Origin of the sequence: Arcobacter rhizosphaerae (genome assembly GCF_049472155.1) — a bacterium.
Classification (GTDB): domain Bacteria; phylum Campylobacterota; class Campylobacteria; order Campylobacterales; family Arcobacteraceae; genus Arcobacter_B.
On the sequence record NZ_JBMOVW010000002.1, the window covers coordinates 1 to 19,935 of the forward strand.

Consider the following 19,935-nt stretch of genomic DNA (forward strand, 5'->3'; position numbering starts at 1 on the left):
ATGAGCTACATATCAAGCGCAAACTTAGAGACAGCAGATAAAGAGATATTTGATATCGTTGAGCAAGAGTTAGAAAGACAAACAACACACTTAGAAATGATTGCTAGTGAAAACTTTACTTCACCAGCAGTTATGGAAGCAATGGGTTCTGTATTTACTAATAAATATGCAGAAGGTTATCCATACAAAAGATATTATGGTGGATGTGAATTCGCAGATAAAGCTGAACAATTAGCTATTGATAGAGCTTGTGAAATTTTTGGATGTAACTATGCAAATGTTCAACCTCACTCAGGTTCACAAGCAAATGGTGCAGTATATGCAGCATTATTAAAAGCAGGTGATAAAATCTTAGGTATGGACTTATCTCATGGTGGGCACTTAACTCATGGTTCTAAACCTTCATTCTCTGGTAAAAACTACCAAGCATTCTACTACGGAGTAGAATTAGATGGAAGAATTAACTATGATAAAGTAATGGAAATTGCTAAGATTACTCAACCAAAAATCATTGTTTGTGGAGCATCAGCTTACGCAAGAGAGATTGATTTTGCTAAGTTTAGAGAAATTGCAGATGCAGTTGGAGCTATTTTATTTGCTGATATTGCTCACATTGCAGGACTTGTTGCAGCAAATGAACATCAATCACCATTCCCTTATGCAGATGTAGTTACTACTACAACTCACAAGACTTTAAGAGGTCCAAGAGGTGGTATGATTATGACAAATGATGAAGATATTGCTAAGAAAATTAATTCAGCAATCTTCCCAGGATTACAAGGTGGACCTTTAGTTCATGTAATGGCTGCAAAAGCAGTAGCATTTAAAGAGATTTTAGCTCCAGAGTGGAAAGACTATGCTAAGCAAGTAAAAGCAAATGCAGCTAAGCTTGGAGAAGTATTAGTTTCAAGAGGATATGATATTGTATCAGGTGGAACAGATAATCACTTAGTATTAGTATCATTTTTAAATAAAGACTTTTCAGGTAAAGATGCAGATGCAGCATTACAAAATGCAGGTATCACTGTAAATAAAAATACAGTACCAGGTGAGACAAGATCACCATTTGTAACATCAGGGGTTAGAATTGGATCACCAGCATTAACAGCAAGAGGAATGAAAGAGCAAGAGTTTGAATATATAGCAAATAAAATTGCTGATGTATTAGATGATATTGAAAATACTGATCTTCAAGCTACTGTTAAAGCTGAATTAAAAGATTTAGCTAACAAGTTTGTTATTTATAATCAGTCTACTTACTAAATTTTGATAAATAAGGATCAATTATGGAAATTAAAGGCGATGATTTTTTAAAAAAAATCCAAGTACATCAAGAAAGAGAAGAGTTAGAACAGAAATTAAATGAATTAGAAGAAGTAGAAAGTCATATAGGAGCTTCTACTAATTTAAATAATAATGTTCCTCCAAAAGCTCAAAGAAATAATGAAGACCCAACAGAACAAGAATTGGATAATATCATGCTTCAATCTTCAAGAACAAATGAAGAGAACAAGAAAAAATATCTAATTTTAGGATTAGTTTTAGTTGTAGTATTTTTATTAACTATCATTGTAATTCGCCTTTTAACAGATAGTCCAAAAGAGGATCCTTTTACTTCAAATCAAAATGAAACTGAGTTTTCACAATCAAATGAAGAAGAAAACATAGAAGAAAATTTTCAAAAAATAATGAATGATAGAGTTAAAAAAAGCAATGAAGACGAAGAAATTATTTCAGAAGAGAAGTTAAATGAAATAAAACAAAGCGTAATTGAAGAAGAAAAACCTAAAAATAAACCTTCAATAGCTGAGAGTGACTTAGATGCAACAATTGCTAAAATTAAAGAGCAAAAGAAAAAAGAAGTAGAACAAAAAAAAGAAGTTGTTAAAAAAGTTGTAAAAAAAGAAGAACCAAAAGTAGAAGTAAAACCTAAAAAAAGCGTTAAAGACTTAATCCAAAGTTCATCAAATGCAGCACCAAAAGGTTACTTTGTGCAAATTGGAGCATTTAGTAAAACACCAAGTGCTAATTATATAAATAAAATTAGAAGTGCAAATCTAAAATATAAAATATATAAAGTTGATGTAAAAGGAAAAATGTATAACAAAGTACTTATTGGACCTTATTCATCAAGAGCAACGGCAAAACAAAATGTAGAAGATATTAAGAAAAAACTGAACCTAAGCGGTGCTTATGTTCTTAAATTTTAAACTGGACAATTAATGAATTTTTATAGTAAAGAACTATTTTTAGACCAATTTACACCTGTTTCAATATATGAAAAGGTAAAAGCCCTATATCAAAAAGAAGTTACATTTCTTTTTGAAAGTACTATCAACTCTAGTGATGGGAACTATTCTTTCATAGTAATAGGAGCAAGAGAACGTGTTTGGTATGAAAATGGAATTTGCTATTTTAAAAATGAAGAAGGAAATATCAAAGAAGTTGATTCTAATCCTTTAAAATTTTTACAAAACTATTATAAAAACTTTGATAAAGAGTTTTATAAACAAAAAGCACTAGAACTTGGTATTGGTTTTGTAGATGGATTTATTGGAAATATTGGATATGATATAGGCAAAGAGTTTGAACCTACTCTTAAAAACTCTATGAATTCTTTAGAAGATCAACTAAATATTCCCGATTTAGACTTAATACGACCAAATATAATTCTAGGTTTTTCCCATAAAACATCTAAACTAATAATGTTAACTTCTATTGACTCTCAAAAAAGTGAACTTGATAAAATTGAACAAGAGCTTTATACTCCATATAATTATGAAGCACCAAAGAAAGCTGAAATTTTAGATGAAGGAAAATTTAATTTCACTAAAGAACAGTTTTTTGAAATGGTAGCAAAATCAAAAGAAATGATTAGATCAGGTGATGTATTTCAAATTCTTATGTCAAATAGATTTATTCAAAAAGCAAAAGTAGACAATCTAAGTTTCTATAGATCTCTTAGAAGTAAAAACCCTAGTCCATATTTAGTTTTTTTAGAATATGAAAACTTTTGTATAGCAGGAAGTTCACCAGAAGTAATGGTAAAATTAGTAGATGGTCATTTATTGTTAAGACCAATTGCTGGTACAAGAAAAAGAGGTAAAACTTTAGAAAAAGACATTGAAATGGAAAATGAGCTTAAAAATGATGTAAAAGAAAATGCAGAACATCTAATGCTTGTTGACTTAGGAAGAAATGATGTGGGAAGAGTGGCAAAAGCTGGAACTGTTAAAGTTACTGATTTAATGAGAATTGAAAAATACTCACATGTAATGCATATAGTATCAGATGTAGAAGCAATAATAGATGATAAATATGATATGTTTGATTTATTTATGGCAACTTTTACTGCTGGAACTATGACAGGAGCGCCTAAAATTAGAGCTATGGAATTAATAGCACAATTTGAAGGAATTAAAAGAAACTTCTATTCAGGAAGTATTGGTTATTTTGGTTTCAATGGAAATATGGATAGTTGTATTACTATTAGAACAACTATGATTACAGATGATAAAGTAATTTTTCAAGCAGGTGCAGGTGTAGTTGCAGATAGTAAACCAGAAGATGAATATTTAGAAGTTCATAATAAACTTGCTGCAAATATTGCTACGTTAAAAGACTTATCTTAAAAAACTAATTTTTATTCTCTTCTTTATTTAATATTGGATATGATTTCATCATTGAAATTAATCCATTATTAAAGGACCTATTTTGTTACTTGGTGTAAATATAGATCATATTGCTGTTTTAAGAGAAGCTAGAAAAATCAACGACCCAAACCCATTAGATGCTGTAAGTATATGTAAACTAAGTGGTGCAGATCAAATCACAATTCATCTAAGAGAAGATAGAAGACATATTCATGATAATGATGCAAAAGTAATTTGTGAACAATCAGCCTTACCTGTAAACTTAGAGTGTGCAATTGATGAAGATATTATTGATATTATATGCAAGTTAAAACCTGCACGTGCAACACTAGTTCCAGAAAAAAGAGAAGAAGTTACAACTGAGGGTGGGCTTGATTTAAAAGGTTCATATAAAAAACTTGAAAGAGCAATAAAAAAACTTCATAAAAATGAAATAGAAGTTTCACTTTTTATTGATCCAACAAAAGAAGCCATTGAATTATCAAAAAAACTTGAAGTAGAATGGATAGAACTGCACACAGGTTCGTTTGCCAATATCTATGCAATGTTAAATACTAACTTATCAACAACACACCATAGTATAAAACAATTAGAACTTAGTAAAGAAGAACTAAAACAAAAACTTTCTTTATCAATAAAAGAAATTAAAAAAGCTGTAAAATTTGCAGAAAAAAATGACTTAAAAGTAGCAGCAGGTCATGGCTTAAATTATCAAAATGTAACTTTAATTTCTGAAATAAAAGGTATTAAAGAGTTAAATATTGGCCAAAGTATTATTGCCAGATCTGTTTTTACAGGTTTAAAAGACGCAATAATAGAAATGAAAAACTTAATTAAATAGGGATAATTATGAAACCTAAAATAGCTGTAAGTATTGGTGATTTAAACGGTATTGGGATCGAAATTGCATTAAGAAGTCATGAAAAAATTTCAAAACTTTGTAAACCAATATATTGTATTAGTGAAAAAATGCTAAAAAGTGCTACAAAAGAATTAAAACTTAATATTCCTAATGATTTTACTACTATTAAAGTAAAAGGCGAACATGAAATTAGACCAGGGGTAGTTACAAGAAAAGCAGGGAAATACTCTTTTGATTCATTTATGCAAGCTATTAAATTAGCTGATGAGAAAAAAGTAGATGCAGTTTGTACCTTACCTATTAATAAAGAATCATGGAATAAAGCAGATATAAAATATAAAGGTCATACAGAAGTTCTAAGAGACTATTTTGGAAAAAATGCAATAATGATGCTTGGATGTAAAAAAATGTTTGTAGGACTTTTTACAGAACATATTCCTTTAAGAAAAGTTGCTAAAAAAGTAGAAGAAAAAGATTTATTAAAATTTCTACTAGACTTCCACAAAAATACAAAAGCTAAAAATATTGGTGTTTTAGGATTAAATCCCCACGCAAGTGACAATGGTGTTTTAGGGGAAGAAGAAGTTCAAATTTTTAAGGCTATTAAAACTGCAAATAAAGAATTAAAAGAAAACATCTTTAAAGGTCCTTTAGTTCCAGACACAGCATTTTCACCAATGTCAAGAAAAAACTATACTTATTATGTAGCAATGTATCATGATCAAGGCTTAGCACCTCTTAAAGCTTTATATTTTGATGAAAGTATAAACGTAAGCCTAAATCTTCCGATTATTAGAACTTCTGTTGATCATGGAACAGCTTTTAATATTGCATATAAAAACCAAAAACTAAATACAAAAAGTTATATAAATGCAATTAAAGAAGCTATAAATCTAATAAAAAATAAATGAAAACATTAGAAGCTTGCTATGAGATTAATTTTTCAAAAATTAATTTCATAGAGAGAAAAATCAGAGTTACACACCCTAAAACTATAATAAAAGGTGCTCCTAAAGTAGGAAAAAGTTTTTTAATATATGACTATTTATCCAACTTTAAAACACAAGAATATATTTATATAGACTTTTATGATCCAAGAAATGATAAAGAAGAAATAAAAATATTTTTAGATGAATTTTTAAGAGAGAAAAAGATTAAAGTCTTAGTAATTGAAAATTTTGACTTTAGCTTTGATATTCCTTATTGTGAAAGTATAATAATAAGTTCTAATATAGATAAAAAACTTAAAGGTTTTAGATATATTACTGTATTCCCTTTAGATTTTGAAGAGTATTTGCTCCATGATAAAAAATATCAAAATACTACTCAAAGTTTTAACAATTTCTTAAAATATGGAAATTTACCAGAAATATCAAACTTTGAAGAACATAGAAAAGCCCAAAGACTTCAAGAAATTATAAAACTACAAGCAAAAGATGATACACATTTTAGAATATTAAATATTTTATTTGAAAACATTGATGAAAAGAAATCTTTATATCAACTATTTACTACCCTTAAATCAAAAATAAAAATCTCTAAAGATAAATTTTATGATACTTGTAAAAAACTAGAGAGTGAAAATATAGTTTATTTTCTATCTAAATATAACCAAGAAAAAGCTACTAAGAAAATATACTCTTATAATCATAGTTTTTTAAATGTTATAAGTCATACAAAAAAGTTTAAAAATGAGTTTACAAATATGATTTTTTTGGAACTAATACATAAAAACAAAGAAATCTATTACTTAGATTCTATAGACTTTTATTTAAAAAATAAGAGTCATGCAATTGTTGCTATTCCATTTTTTAATACATTTTTAATGAATGCCACTTTAAAAAAAATTTATAAAAATATGAGTGAAAATAATATAAAAGAACTTTTTATTATAACTATTTCAAATACAGAGATAATTAAACATAAAAAATTTAAGATAAATGTACTTCCTTTTTATGAATGGGCTTTAAGTTAAAAGCAATGTTAATCAAATATTAATTAAAACTTAGATATAATCGCAAAATTGTAAAGGAACATAGATGAATAAAAGAGTACTTGTAAAATTTTCTGGAGAAGCATTAGCAGGAGATGAAGGTTACGGTATAGATACTAAGATTTTAGACTATATTGCAAATGAAATCAAAGAACTAGTTGATAATGGTATTGAAGTTGGTATTGTTATTGGTGGTGGTAATATCATTAGAGGTGTAACAGCTGCTGCTGATGGTGTTATTAAAAGAACTAGTGCTGATTATATGGGTATGATGGGAACAGTAATTAATGGCGTTGCGATGCAAGAAGCTTTAGAATATAAAGGTTTAAGTGCAAGATTACAAACAGCAATTAAAATGGAACAAATAGCAGAACCATTTATTGTAAGAAAAGCAATGAGACATTTAGAAAAAGGAAGAGTTGTAATTTTTAGTGCTGGAACTGGAAATCCATATTTTACAACTGATACAGCTGCAACTTTAAGAGCTACTGAGATTGGTGCATCTATGCTAATCAAAGCTACTAAAGTTGATGGAGTATATAATAAAGACCCTATGAAATATGATGACGCAGTAAAACTTGATACAATCAGTTATGACAAAGCATTAGAAGATCATATTAAAGTTATGGACGATACAGCAATTGCACTTGCTAAAGATAACAACCTTCCAATTGTTGTAGCAAATATGAATGAAAAAAGTAATTTACTAAATATCATCAAAGGTGATTATAGTAAATGCTCAATTGTAAAATAGAAATAAAAAAGGATTTTTAATGATGAGATTAGAAGAAAGAATGACAAAAGCCTTAAAGCAAGTAAATAATGATAGATATATCTTAGCTATTGCTGTTGGGCAAAGAGCTGATGAATTAAGTAAAGGTGCAAAACCACTATTAGAACAAAATACTCAAAATATGAAATATACTGATATTGCAATTGATGAAATTGCAAATGGTTTATTAAAAATTGATGGTTTTGTAGAAGAAGCATAGTTATAAAAGCTTAAAGCTTTTATAACTTTAGTTGGTGATCATGGATCCATTTATTACAAAAATTCAAAATATTAATACTGTTGAAGATGCTTTAGCAGAACTTAATAACCAAACAAATCTTTCCCCTAAACTACACGATTTAATCAATTTTATCATAGAAGCTCATGAAGGTCAGTTTAGAAAAAGCGGTGAACCTTATTGTGTGCATCCAATTCTTGTTGCTTGTATTACTGCTCACTTTTCCCAAGATGAAGCTATTATAGCAACAGCCCTACTTCATGATGTAGTAGAAGATACAAATTTTTCATTAGATTATGTTACAGAACAATGGGGTAGTGATATTGCCCACATGGTTGATGGTTTAACAAAAATTGTTGAAATTAGAGAAAGTGAATTTATATCTTCAAATAGTAAAAATGACTCTAAATTAATCTCTTCTGCACTAACATTTAGAAAAATGCTTATTGCATCTATTGATGATGTTAGAGTTTTAGTTGTAAAACTTTGTGATAGATTACATAATATGCTAACTCTATCAGCACTTCCAGCGAATAAACAAAAAAGAATCGCAGAAGAGACTTTAGTTGTTTATGTACCTATTGCTAATAGGCTTGGTATTTCTACTTTAAAAAATACTCTTGAAGATTTAGCTTTTTATTATATTTATCCAAATGAATATAAACAAATTGATAAGTTTTTACAAGAACAACAACATGCAATGCAATTAAATTTTAATAATTTTATTGCTACAACAACTAAGCTTTTAGAAAAAAATGGCTTTGATCCAGAAAAATTTAAAATTTATAGTAGAGTTAAACATCATTATTCTATTTATTTAAAAATGCAAAGAAAAGGTATTTCAATAGATGAAGTACTTGATTTATTTGCTATTAGAATTTTAGTAGAAGATGATATTGCATGTTATAAAGCCTTAGGTTTTATTCATTTAGAATTTAAGCCTTTAATTTCAAGATTTAAAGACTATGTAGCAACACCAAAAGAGAATGGTTACCAAACTATACATACAACAGTGTTTTCAAATTCAAAAATTTATGAGATTCAAATAAGATCATTTGAAATGAATAAAATTGCAGAATTTGGTATTGCAGCACACTGGAAATATAAATCAGGTGAAAAGAATACTACAAATTTAAACTGGCTAAAATCTTTAGAATTTTCAAATGATAATATTGAAGAGTTTTATCAAGATACAAAAAATGATCTTCATGATGAAGATATGGTAGTTTACTCTCCAAAAGGTGAGACATTTAATCTACCAATTGGTTCAACTGCTTATGACTTTGCTTTTGCTATTCACAGTGATATTGGTAAAAAAGCTATTGCTTGTTATATAAATAAAATTAAAAAGCCTCTTCTTACAGAGTTAAAAAGTACAGATATTGTAACAATAGAAATAGGAGATAAAGAGATTCCTAGATGTACTTGGTATGATATGGTTAAAACATCAAGAGCAAAAAAACAAATCAAATTTTTATGTGCACATAGAAAAAGAGAAATTGATGAAATGTCAGGTAAAAATATAATTGATACTATTTTTTCAAGATATCACAATGAAGTTTCGAAAAAATACCCTTTTGAAGCCCCATATAAAGTTCCAGAAATTCCTGAGTACTTTAAATATGTAAAACAAACAGTTGAAAAAAGCATAGTAAAAGATAAAGGTTTAGTAACTAGATTTAAGATTTTAACTAGTAAAGTAAAAGAATTTAAATTTGATAATGTCTTAGTATATTCAAATTTTAGTATTAATTCTGTATCATTTGACCACTGTTGTCATCCAAAATTTGGTGATGACATAGTAGCCTTTAGAAATGGTAATGAAGCAATACTTCACCATAAAATGTGTGATAAAGCATACGAAAAAATCAAACAAAAACACCAAATGTTATTTTGTAAATGGACAAGAGATACACTATATCAATATAAAATGCTAGTAAGTCTTCCAAATACTAAAGGTGAATTAGCTAGATTGTTAACATATATGAGTCAATATGAAGGTTATATATTATCTGTAGATTATGGTAGACAAAAACACTCATATAGACAATATTGTGATATTGAATTTGAAATTAATAAATCAAATATAGACGAAGTTAAAAAAATTATAGAAAAAAAAGTAAAAGTAATAGAATTTTTTTCAAAAAAAGATGCATATAAAAATTAAGTGAAGGAAATAAGTTAATGGAACAAAAAATTAAAGAAGCATTAGCAGAAATCAAAAGAGGAACTGCTGAAATAATAGATTTAGAAAGAATTGAAAAACTTATTAGAAGATATTTTGAAACAGGTGAAAACTTTAATGTAAAGGCTGGATTTGATCCAACAGCACCTGATTTACATTTAGGGCATACAGTTTTAATTCAAAAAATGGCAACTTTCCAAAAATTTGGTGGAATTATTCAATTTTTAATTGGAGATTTCACTGCTAGTATTGGTGATCCAACAGGAAAAAGTGAAACTAGAAAAGTTTTAAGTAATGAACAAGTACTTAAAAATGCAGAAACATATAAAGAACAAGTATTTAAAATTTTAGATCCAAAAAAAACAAAAGTAATGTTTAATTCAAAATGGTTAAATGAACTAGGAACAGCAGGACTTATAGGTTTAGCTTCTAACTTAACAGTAGCAAGAATGCTTGAAAGAGATGATTTTGCAAACAGATATGCTGCAAAAACTCCAATTGCTGTAAGTGAATTTACATACCCATTATTACAAGGATATGACTCAGTTGCTATGGATACTGATATTGAAATGGGTGGAACTGATCAGAAATTTAACTTATTAATGGGAAGAACTTTACAAAAAGCTTATAACTGTAAAAAACAACAAGCTGTACTTATGATGCCAATTTTAGAAGGTTTAGATGGGGTTCAAAAAATGTCTAAATCTTTAGGTAACTATATTGGTGTTACAGATGAAGCATTTGATATGTTTGGAAAAGTTTTATCAATTTCAGATGAGTTAATGTGGAGATATTTTGAATTATTATCTTCTAAATCATTAAAAGAAATTGAAGAATTAAAAAAAGCAGTTGATGAAAAAACTGTTCATCCAAAAGATGCAAAAGATATGCTTGCAGTTGAAATTGTTGATAGATACCATGGAATTGGTTCAGGTGAGCAAGCAAAAGAAGAATTCAAAAAAGTATTTGCCAAAAAAGACATCCCAACTGAAATAGAAGAATACACATTTGAAGAAAATTCTTGGATTTGTCAAGTCCTAGTTGATGCTAATCTTGTAAATTCTACTTCTCAAGCAAGAAGAGATATTAAAGCTGGTGCAGTTAAAATTGACCAACAAAAAGTAACAGATGATAAACTAAATTTAGAAAAAGGTGAGTATATTTTACAAAAAGGTAAAAAGAATTTCGCTAAGATATTAATAAAATAAATAAGGGCTAATTTTGAAAATAGGAAAATATGAAATAAAACATCCAATCATCCAAGGAGGAATGGGTGTAGGAATAAGTTGGGATCAATTAGCTGGAAATGTAAGTAAAGAAGGCGGATTAGGAGTTATCTCTTCTGTAGGTACAGGATACTATAGACATAAAAGTGAAAATGTACAAGTAGTAATGAGAAAAGATAAGCCTAAAGATGCTGCAAATTTTTATTCAAGAGATGCATTTTTTGAAATTGTAGAAAATGCAAGAAAAATCTGTGGAGACGCACCTTTAGCATGTAATATTTTACATGCTTGTAATGATTATGGAAGAATGGTAAAAGATGCTTGTGAAGCAGGTATTAACATCATAATTACAGGAGCGGGGCTTCCTACAAACATGCCTCAATTTACTCAAGATTATCCAGATGTAGCATTGGTACCAATTGTATCTAGTGCAAGAGCATTAAAACTAATTTGTAAAAAATGGCAAAAATATAATAGAGTTCCAGATGCAATAATCGTTGAGGGTCCACTTAGTGGAGGTCATCAAGGATTTAAATATGAAGATTGTTTTAAAGAAGAATTTCAATTAGAAAATATAGTTGGACCTGTTATTGAAGAATCAAAAAACTGGGGTAAAGATATTCCAATTATTGCAGCTGGTGGAATTTGGGATAAAAAAGATATTGAAAAATTCCAAGCTTTAGGTTGTACAGGTGTACAAATGGCCACAAGATTTATTGGAACTTATGAATGTGATGCACATGCAAATCTTAAAAATGTTCTTTTAAATGCAAAAGAAGAAGATATTAAATTAGGTAAGTCACCTGTTGGATTACCAGCAAGATCAGTTAGAACTAATTTACAATTTTCTATGGAAAATAACACTGCACCAAAAGTACAATGTATTTCAAACTGTGTAGCTCCTTGTAATAGAGGAGTTGAAGCTAAAGCAGTAGGATATTGTATTGCAGATAGACTTAGTGCAGCATACAATGGAGATACTGATACAGGTTTATTTTTCACTGGTGCAAATGGTTATAGAATCAACAAAATTATTAGTGTTAAAGAACTAATGGAAAAATTAACAAAAGGAGAATAAAAATTTTTAAAAAATTTTTTATTCTTAACCTTTTACTAATAACATTTTCTTTAAATGCTTTTAGTGATAGCTTAAAAGATGAATATCATTCATCTAAAATGAGCTACCTAAAAGCAGTTCTAAAAAAAGACAATGAACAAAAAATAAATTCCTTAAGAAAACTTATTATTTTAGGGAAAAAATTAAATAAAGATACAACTCCTGATAAGAAAAAACTTGAGATTTTATTAAAAAGACAAGATAAATCTCTTGGGAAAAAAATTACAGAAACAAAAAAAACAAATTTCTTTCAAACATCAACAAAAAATAAAATTGAGTCTATATATACATTAGAAAACAATATAGTAATTAACTACTCAAATAATGTAAGTAAAGATGATGTTTTAAGATTTTTTGAGTTAAAAAGCAAAGATTTAACTAAAGATGTATATGATTTAAAAGGCAATTTTCCTTTTGCAAAAGAGACCAAAATCTCTATAAAAGGTGTTGATAAAATTGTAGTAGGACAGTTTAAACCATATACCTTAAGAATAGTAATAGCAAATAAAAAAAATCTTAAAACTTCATATTTAGTAGATAAAAAACAAATCATTATAACTATTGATGATTTAAAAATACAAAAGAAAAAAACAATTTCTATAAGTAAACCTTCACCTATAATTGATAATAAGTTTATTGATAAAAAGAATAACATAAGAACTTTGTATACTCAAGAAAATAAAATAATTGTTGAATTTAATAAAAATATATCAAAAAAAGATGTTAAATATGTGACATATAAAAGTAATGGATTAGTTCAAGAAGTCTTTGATATCAAAGGTAAATTTAAATATGCAAAACCAATAAAACTTAAAATAAATGGTATAGATAAAATTGCAGTAGGCCAAACTAGTTCAAATAACCTAAGACTTAGACTTAGCAATAAAAAAGATTTAAAACTTATTTACATAGTTAATAAAAAAGAATTAGTAATAAAAATACTTAATCTACCTACTACATCAAAAACTTCACAAAACAGTCTATATAACATTTTCAAAGATAAAGTAGTAGTAATAGACCCTGGACATGGAAAACAAGATGTAGGAGCTGTAGGACCAAATAAAAGGTATGAAAAAGTTGTTACGTTAAAAGTTTCAAAACAATTATACTATATGCTAAAAAAAAGAGGTTATAAAGTTTATTTAACAAGGCATAATGATAGTTTTATAAAAGTAAGAAATAGAACAATTTTAGCAAATAAAAAAAATGCAGATATTTTTATCTCAATTCATGCAAACTCAGTTCCAAAAAGTAAAGCCCATAGAATATCTGGAATTGAAACATTTTTCTTAAGCCCTGCTAGAAATGAAAGAGCAAAAAGAGTTGCTGCAAAAGAAAATAGTGTTGATGTAAGAAAAATGAGTAACTCAACAAAAGCTGCATTTTTAGAATCATTAAACAGACCAAGAATTACAGCTTCACATAAACTAGCTATTGATGTACAAGCAGGGCTTTTACAATCAGTTAAAACAAAATATAAAGGTGTAAATGACTCAGGAGTAAGAGAAGGACCATTTTGGGTTCTTGTAGGAGCTCAAATGCCTTCTATTTTAATAGAGTTAGGATATATGTCTCATCCTATTGAAAGTAAAAGATTATATAGTACTCAATACCAAAAGTTATTAGCAAAAGGTATTGCTAATGGAATAGATTCTTATTTTCTAAAAAATCCTTAATCTCATTTATAAGTTTTGATTGTTTTTTCTTTATAGGAGGTAAATCATCCAATGAAAAAAACTTTACTTTTGAATTCTCCCAAGATAAATAATTACTTTTTAAAACATAATCATTAAATTTCTCATCTAAATCTTCTATATTATTAGCATTTACTAACCAAATTCCTATATCTTTTTCTAGATTAATTTGTTCAAAATAATCTTCAAATAAGCCTATTTCAATATCAATAGAACTCTCTTCTAAAAACTCTCTTTTGGCACAAGAAAAAGCAGTTTCATCTTTTAACTTCATTCCCTTTAGGCAACCCCATTTATCTCTACTCATTACTGATTTACATAATAAAATCTTAATATCATTATTTTCAACTAGATAAGGAACTACACCATAAGCTTTTGCATGTGATTTCATTTAAGTATTACCTTTAGGAATTTATTTTTCTATTATAAATATAAAGTGATAATAGTACCCAAATTACCATTGGAAGTAAAATAGACACTTCTGGAATTAAAATACCACCATTTGTAAACTTATAAAGCATAAAAAATATACCCCAAACTATAAGTGTTCCAAAAACACTAAAAGAAACAAATTTTCCCATATTAAAAAATCTACTATTTAAAGAAGCAAAAGCAAATGTCAACAGAATCAAAGGAATAACAAAAAATGGTACAACTATTTGATTATATAAAGCTCCTCTAATTTTATCCGTATTAATTCCTTGATTTGTTAATAATATTAAAGCTGAAGCTGCATCGAAAATAGAAAAATTAGATTTTGATTCATATACATTATCCAAAATTTTTGGTCTAAATCCATCAAGAGTGTGTAAAAACTTTTCGTATTTTACTTCTAGCTTTGCATTGGCTTTTTCCAAATTTGAAGGTTTTGTTATTACTTTTGCATCTACTATATACCATCTATCATTTTGAAAATAAGCATTTTTAGCAATAATTGTTTGAGTAATATCATTGTCTTTTACTTTATAAATATGGATATTTTCAGCTTTTTTTTCCAAAGGTAATAATTTTTTGAAATATACATAATTATCATTATATTTTAAAAAAATATCTGCTTTTGTATTAGTGAAATAATCTCCATTAGAGATTTTTCTTTTTTGATCATAAGAGTATGCTAAAGGTGTTGCTTGAAGCAAAACTAATAATGATATCAATGAAATCGATATTATTACTACAGGCATATATATTTTACTTCTAGTACTTCCTACAGCATTAAAAGCAACAAGTTCATTATTTTTTATAAATAAAACCAAGGTAATTATCCATCCAAAAATAATAGATAAAGGTAATGCTAATGTTAAAGTAAAAAAAGCATTATATAAAAGATATAAAAGTTGTAAGTTTGCTGAATTAGGTAAACTTTTAAAATTTTGTAAAAAATCTATTCCTACGAAAAAAAGTTCTAGGGAGATTAAAACAATAATAAAATTTAGTAAGTATTTTTTTAAAATATATTTAGTTAATATGCTCATTTTATTTCAATGTAAATTTAGATTTTACTTGAGCGATGTCTTCCCCACTTTTAAGTGCTTCAATCGCTTTAATAGTATGAGGTATTATATCTTGTAGTTTATTTAATTCTTCTTTTGAAAAGTTATCTAATACATAATTTACAACTTCGCTTTTATTTGCAGGCTTTCCAATACCTATTCTTATTCTTATATAATCTTTTCCAATATGAGAATCAAGTGATCTTAGACCATTATGTCCCCCATGACCTCCACCAATTTTGAACTTTACAGCTCCAAATGGTAAATCTAAATCATCATGAATAACAATTATATCTTCTAATTCAATTTTATAATACTCTTTTATGGCATGAACTGCTAATCCTGAGTTGTTCATATAAGTTGTAGGTTTTGAATATAGGCTGTAGCCTGATTTTAAAAGTGTTGAGTGAAAGTTTGCTTTATTTATATTTGCAGTTGTAAGGTTTTTAGTTATCTCATCGATAACTAAAAATCCTACATTATGTCGTGTTAATTGGTATTTTTCACCAATATTTCCAAGACCAACTATTAAGTTCATAAGTCTAAAATTACTTAGCTTTAATTACACCAACAACTGGAACTCTTGGATCTAAGTAACAATCAACATTTTCTGGCATTTCTAAATCTCTAATTAAGATGTTGTTCCCAACATCTAAGTCAGTTACATCTAGAGTGAAGTTTTCTGGTAAGTTTTCAAATGCACATTTAACAGGAACTCTTTTAGTGTGAACCATTAAAAGACCTTTATTTTTGATACCTTTTGCAAGACCAGTTGCTACTACAGGAACTTTGTAAGATGCTCTTACACCTGCTTGTGCTACCATTAAATCAACGTGTAATAAATCAGAAGTGATTGGACATCTTTGGTACTCTTGAACTACTACTTTTAATTCTTTATCTCCAACTTTTACATCAAATGCTAAACTATCTTTATTTTTCATAAATCTAATAAAATCATTTCTTTTGAATGCAGCTGAAATATTCTCTAAACCTTTTCCGTAAATGTTTGCAATTAAGAAACCATCTCTTCTTAAAGTTTTTGTTGCTTGTTTTGTCATACTATCTCTTACGATACCCTCTAACATAACTATCCTTTTTTTTAATTTTGAAGCGCGATTTTACCTGAAAGTAACTTTAAGTTTGTTTAAGTTTTACTCTATTTTAAGTTTAACTTTTTGTAATCGATTTTTAGATAATATATCTGTTTAAATTAACAATATAAATAAGGGTTAAGCTCCATGACATTAATAGACGGGAAAGCGTTATCTGCAAAAATAAAAGAAGAAGTAAGAGTTGAAGTTGAAGAACTTAAAAATAAAGAATCAATTACTCCAGGATTAGCAGTAGTTTTAGTAGGAGATGATGCTGCAAGTGCAACTTATGTAAATAGCAAACACAAAGCTTGTGAAGCTGCTGGAATTTACTCAGAGGTACATACAAAACCATCGACTACAACTCAAGAAGAGTTATTAGAATTAATCGAAAAAATGAATAATGATCCAAAACTTGATGGTATTTTAGTTCAATTACCATTACCTAAACATATTGATACTACTACAGTTTTAGAAGCTATTAATCCACTAAAAGACGTAGATGGTTTTCACCCATACAATGTAGGAAGAATGGTTTCTAATTTAGATTCATTTTTACCAGCAACTCCTTTTGGTGTGATGAGAATGTTTGAGGAACATAATATTGAATTAAGTGGTAAAAATTGTGTTGTTATTGGTTCATCTGATATTGTTGGTAAACCAATGGCATCATTACTTACAAATGCAAAAGCAACTGTAACTGTTTGTAACTCAAGAACAAAAGACTTGAGTGCTCATACAAAAGCTGCTGACATAGTAATCATAGCAGTTGGTGTTCCACACTTACTTAAAGGTAATATGTTAAAAGATGGTGCTGTTGTAATTGATGTTGGGATTAACAGACTTGATACAGGTAAATTAACTGGGGATGCTGATTTTGAAGATTGTAAAGATAAATGTTCATTTATTACACCTGTTCCAGGAGGAGTTGGACCTATGACAATTGGTATGCTACTTAAAAATACTCTTAAAGCTGCAAAATTAAGAGATAAAAGAGAAGGTAAAAATGTTTAGAAAATTATATGACTGGTCCTCTTCATGGACTGGTACTATTGTAATAGTACTAACAATTATTTTTTTCGTGGCACAAGCTTTTGTAATTCCAAGTGGTTCTATGAAAAATACTTTATTAATCGGGGATATGCTTTTTGTAAAGAAATTTTCTTATGGGATAGCAACACCAAGGATTCCTTGGCTTGAAGTAAAAGTACTTCCTGATTTTAATGACAATGGGCATTTAATAGAAGGAGATAGACCCAAAAGAGGTGATATTGTAGTATTTAGATATCCAAAAAATGAAAAGATACATTATGTAAAAAGAGCAGTTGCTACTGGTGGAGATATTATTTTTATTAAAAATAAAAACCTTTACCTTCATCCTAAAGAAGGGGATGAGTACGTAAAAGCAAATTATCCAAAAGAAAATATTATAGAGTATGATAATAAACTTTGGGTTATAAATCCATACAAAAAAGAGCATCCAGGAATTCATAATGATCCAAATGTTGTAAATAATGGTTTACATCCAAGTAAACTATTTAATATGATGCCTGTAAAAATTCCAGAAGATGAAACATTTATGATGGGAGATAATAGAGATCATTCTAATGATTCAAGATTTTGGGGAACAGTTCCTTATAAATATATAGTGGGGAAACCATGGTTTATTTACTTCTCATGGGATGATGATTATAAAATTAGATGGGATAGAATGTTTAAGTCTGTAGAAACATTAGAAGAAGAAATGGACAAGAAAAATTTTAAAATAGAACATAAAGAAGGAATTTATTAATGAAATATTTTATTGGGGCTGATCATGCAGGTATTGATATTAAAGCTTACGTAAAAGAGTTATTTGAAAAAAGAGGCCATGAAGTAGTTGACTTAGGACCAAATAGTAAAGATAGAGTTGATTATCCTGATTTTGCGGCAAAAGTATGTGAAAATGTATTAGATAATGAAGGAAGCAAAGGTATTTTAATCTGTGGTTCTGGTATTGGTATGAGTATGGCTGCAAATAAATTTGATGGTATTAGAGCTGCACTTTGTCACAATGAATATTCAGCTCAAATGGCTAGAGAACATAATGATGCAAATGTAATTTGTTTGGGTGAGCGAGTTTCTGGATATGGAATGGTTGAAGCTATAGTTGATGCTTGGAATAATTCTTCTTTTGAAGGTGGAAGACACGAAGGAAGAGTTGCAAAAATAAATGCTTTAGGGAAAATGGGTTCTTGTAGAGTATAAAACTAAAATAAAAAAGGATTTTTCATGAGAGAGCCTTGGCAAGTATATTTAATGATGTTTGCTGTTGTAGCCTTAATGCTACTAGGGAAAAAAATGATGTTTTTTGGAGATGATAAAAAAGACCCAAAGGATAAAAAGTGATAAATCCAAAAATTATTGATGATATATTTTCATCTGCTTCAATCCAAAGATGGAATGACTATCCAAGAATGGTTGAACTTGTAGAGCTTGACAAACAAGCTCATAAGTTCATCATTGCTTACTTCATAGCAAAATTAGAAAAAGATGTAAACTTTACACATTTAATAGAAGCTGGTATATTTGAATTTCTAAGAAGAGTTGTTGTAACTGATATTAGACCTGATGTATTTAGAAAAGCTTTACAAAAAAAAGCTGATGAAATCAATAAATGGGTAATCTCAAAGTTAAGCCCTTCTTTAAAAGATATAGATAATGGAAATTTTCTTCAAAAATTTGAAGAGTATTTAAAAACTCCAAATATGTATAAAAAAGAAAGGTTTATACTAAAAGCAGCTTCTTATCTAGCAACAAAATGGGAATTTTCTATTGTTTATCAAACCTCAGCTTTCTTATCTGATATTGAAGATGTTAAAAAAAGTGTAGAAGAAGAGATTGAGGATTATTATGAACTAATAGGTGTTAGAAAAATTGCTTTAAATAAAAAATTAGCAAAAATAGTTGATTTAAGTGGTAGATTAAGATTTCAAAAAAGATGGGCTCAAACCCCAAGAGTTCCTGAAACATCAGTACTAGGACACATGTTAACAGTTGCAGTTTTTAGTTACTTTTTCTCAATAGATATAAATGCCTGTGATAAAAGACTTCAAAATAATTTCTTCACTTCACTGTTTCACGACTTACCAGAAGCTCTAACAAGAGATATTATCACACCTGTTAAATACTCAGTTGATAATCTATCTGATATTATTGCTGAATATGAAATACAAAAAATCGAAGATGATATTCTTCCTTTCATACCTGCAACTTTACATGATGAATTTTCTTATATCCTAGGACTTTATGATGGACAGAAAGAAGAGTTTTTAAATAAAATATATATAGACAAAATTGAGATTGTAGAAGATACCTCAAAATATAATAGTGATAAATATAATACTATTGATGGAATAGCTTTAAAACAATGTGATAAACTTTCAGCTTTTATAGAAGCTAGTTTATCAATCTCACATGGAATAAAATCCAAAGAGCTTATAAATGGAAAAAAACAAATATTTAAGAGTTTAAAAACTGTACAAGGTATAGACTTTAAGGAAATAGCTAAAAAAATAGATCATGAGTTTGGAACAACTGGCCAAACTCAAGTTAGAATTGATTTTGATTAAAAT

20 protein-coding genes are annotated in these 19,935 nt (G+C 28.0%); 16 read left to right on the forward strand and 4 right to left on the reverse strand.

The window, feature by feature from the left end; genetic code table 11:
* The 12 genes from ACH5BH_RS03055 (at position 1) to ACH5BH_RS03110 (ending at position 13,722) form a co-directional block, all read left to right on the forward strand.
* Positions 1-1,263, forward strand: a complete 1,263-nt coding sequence (locus ACH5BH_RS03055; RefSeq protein WP_423297414.1) for a serine hydroxymethyltransferase — start codon at positions 1-3, stop codon at positions 1,261-1,263.
* Between the two features lie 23 nt (positions 1,264-1,286).
* Positions 1,287-2,210 carry an SPOR domain-containing protein gene (locus ACH5BH_RS03060; RefSeq protein ID WP_404306255.1) on the forward strand — a complete coding sequence of 308 codons (924 nt, stop codon included), beginning with the start codon at positions 1,287-1,289 and terminating at the stop codon, positions 2,208-2,210.
* Positions 2,211-2,222: 12 nt separating this feature from the next.
* A complete protein-coding gene (locus ACH5BH_RS03065; RefSeq protein WP_423297415.1) occupies positions 2,223-3,632 on the forward strand; it encodes an anthranilate synthase component I family protein in 1,410 nt (469 codons plus the stop codon).
* 82 nt (positions 3,633-3,714) lie between these two features.
* Complete coding sequence (locus ACH5BH_RS03070) at positions 3,715-4,494, forward strand: pyridoxine 5'-phosphate synthase (RefSeq protein WP_423297416.1); 780 nt, start codon at positions 3,715-3,717, stop codon at positions 4,492-4,494.
* 5 nt (positions 4,495-4,499) lie between these two features.
* Entirely contained in the window at positions 4,500-5,426 is a 927-nt protein-coding gene (gene pdxA, locus ACH5BH_RS03075) for a 4-hydroxythreonine-4-phosphate dehydrogenase (RefSeq protein WP_423297746.1), read from the forward strand.
* The gene (locus ACH5BH_RS03080; protein ID WP_404306261.1) at positions 5,423-6,490 is read left to right on the forward strand and encodes an ATP-binding protein; all 1,068 of its coding nucleotides are present in this window, start codon (positions 5,423-5,425) and stop codon (positions 6,488-6,490) included. Before pdxA ends, ACH5BH_RS03080 begins: the two co-directional genes overlap by 4 nt.
* A gap of 64 nt (positions 6,491-6,554) precedes the next feature.
* The gene (pyrH, locus tag ACH5BH_RS03085) at positions 6,555-7,262 is read left to right on the forward strand and encodes a UMP kinase (RefSeq protein WP_404306262.1); all 708 of its coding nucleotides are present in this window, start codon (positions 6,555-6,557) and stop codon (positions 7,260-7,262) included.
* Positions 7,263-7,281: 19 nt separating this feature from the next.
* Positions 7,282-7,500: a DNA-directed RNA polymerase subunit omega gene (locus ACH5BH_RS03090; RefSeq protein WP_404306264.1), complete on the forward strand. Its 219-nt coding sequence runs from the start codon at positions 7,282-7,284 to the stop codon at positions 7,498-7,500.
* Between the two features lie 40 nt (positions 7,501-7,540).
* Positions 7,541-9,685, forward strand: coding sequence for a RelA/SpoT family protein (locus tag ACH5BH_RS03095; protein ID WP_404306266.1), 2,145 nt, complete (start codon positions 7,541-7,543; stop codon positions 9,683-9,685).
* Between the two features lie 17 nt (positions 9,686-9,702).
* Positions 9,703-10,911, forward strand: a complete 1,209-nt coding sequence (tyrS, locus tag ACH5BH_RS03100; protein WP_404306267.1) for a tyrosine--tRNA ligase — start codon at positions 9,703-9,705, stop codon at positions 10,909-10,911.
* Positions 10,912-10,924: 13 nt separating this feature from the next.
* Positions 10,925-12,007 carry a nitronate monooxygenase gene (locus tag ACH5BH_RS03105; protein ID WP_404306269.1) on the forward strand — a complete coding sequence of 361 codons (1,083 nt, stop codon included), beginning with the start codon at positions 10,925-10,927 and terminating at the stop codon, positions 12,005-12,007.
* Between the two features lie 98 nt (positions 12,008-12,105).
* Positions 12,106-13,722 carry an N-acetylmuramoyl-L-alanine amidase family protein gene (locus ACH5BH_RS03110; RefSeq protein ID WP_423297417.1) on the forward strand — a complete coding sequence of 539 codons (1,617 nt, stop codon included), beginning with the start codon at positions 12,106-12,108 and terminating at the stop codon, positions 13,720-13,722.
* On the opposite strand, the gene ACH5BH_RS03115 is transcribed toward ACH5BH_RS03110, so the two are convergent.
* From ACH5BH_RS03115 to ACH5BH_RS03130, 4 genes are read right to left on the reverse strand one after another with little or no spacing between them, the layout of a single operon-like run.
* Positions 13,685-14,131 carry an NUDIX domain-containing protein gene (locus tag ACH5BH_RS03115; protein ID WP_404306273.1) on the reverse strand — a complete coding sequence of 149 codons (447 nt, stop codon included), beginning with the start codon at positions 14,129-14,131 and terminating at the stop codon, positions 13,685-13,687. The genes ACH5BH_RS03110 and ACH5BH_RS03115 overlap by 38 nt on opposite strands.
* 13 nt (positions 14,132-14,144) lie before the next feature.
* Positions 14,145-15,212, reverse strand: a complete 1,068-nt coding sequence (locus tag ACH5BH_RS03120) for an LptF/LptG family permease (protein WP_404306275.1) — start codon at positions 15,210-15,212, stop codon at positions 14,145-14,147.
* Between the two features lies 1 nt (position 15,213).
* Positions 15,214-15,768, reverse strand: coding sequence for an aminoacyl-tRNA hydrolase (gene pth / locus ACH5BH_RS03125; protein ID WP_404306277.1), 555 nt, complete (start codon positions 15,766-15,768; stop codon positions 15,214-15,216).
* A gap of 10 nt (positions 15,769-15,778) precedes the next feature.
* Entirely contained in the window at positions 15,779-16,315 is a 537-nt protein-coding gene (locus ACH5BH_RS03130) for a 50S ribosomal protein L25/general stress protein Ctc (protein WP_423297418.1), read from the reverse strand.
* A 153-nt stretch (positions 16,316-16,468) separates the two neighbouring features.
* Here ACH5BH_RS03130 and folD point away from each other — a divergent pair, with 153 nt between their 5' ends.
* From folD to ACH5BH_RS03150, 4 genes are all read left to right on the forward strand, one after another.
* Positions 16,469-17,335: a bifunctional methylenetetrahydrofolate dehydrogenase/methenyltetrahydrofolate cyclohydrolase FolD gene (gene folD, locus ACH5BH_RS03135; protein WP_423297419.1), complete on the forward strand. Its 867-nt coding sequence runs from the start codon at positions 16,469-16,471 to the stop codon at positions 17,333-17,335.
* Complete coding sequence (gene lepB / locus ACH5BH_RS03140) at positions 17,328-18,113, forward strand: signal peptidase I (RefSeq protein WP_423297420.1); 786 nt, start codon at positions 17,328-17,330, stop codon at positions 18,111-18,113. Before folD ends, lepB begins: the two co-directional genes overlap by 8 nt.
* Positions 18,113-18,568 (forward strand): ribose 5-phosphate isomerase B, encoded by a 456-nt coding sequence (gene rpiB, locus ACH5BH_RS03145; RefSeq protein ID WP_423297421.1) that lies wholly within the window; start codon positions 18,113-18,115, stop codon positions 18,566-18,568. The genes lepB and rpiB overlap by 1 nt, the downstream gene beginning before the upstream one ends.
* Before the next feature lie 137 nt (positions 18,569-18,705).
* The gene (locus ACH5BH_RS03150) at positions 18,706-19,932 is read left to right on the forward strand and encodes an HD domain-containing protein (protein WP_423297422.1); all 1,227 of its coding nucleotides are present in this window, start codon (positions 18,706-18,708) and stop codon (positions 19,930-19,932) included.
* The last annotated feature ends 3 nt before the right edge of the window (positions 19,933-19,935 follow it).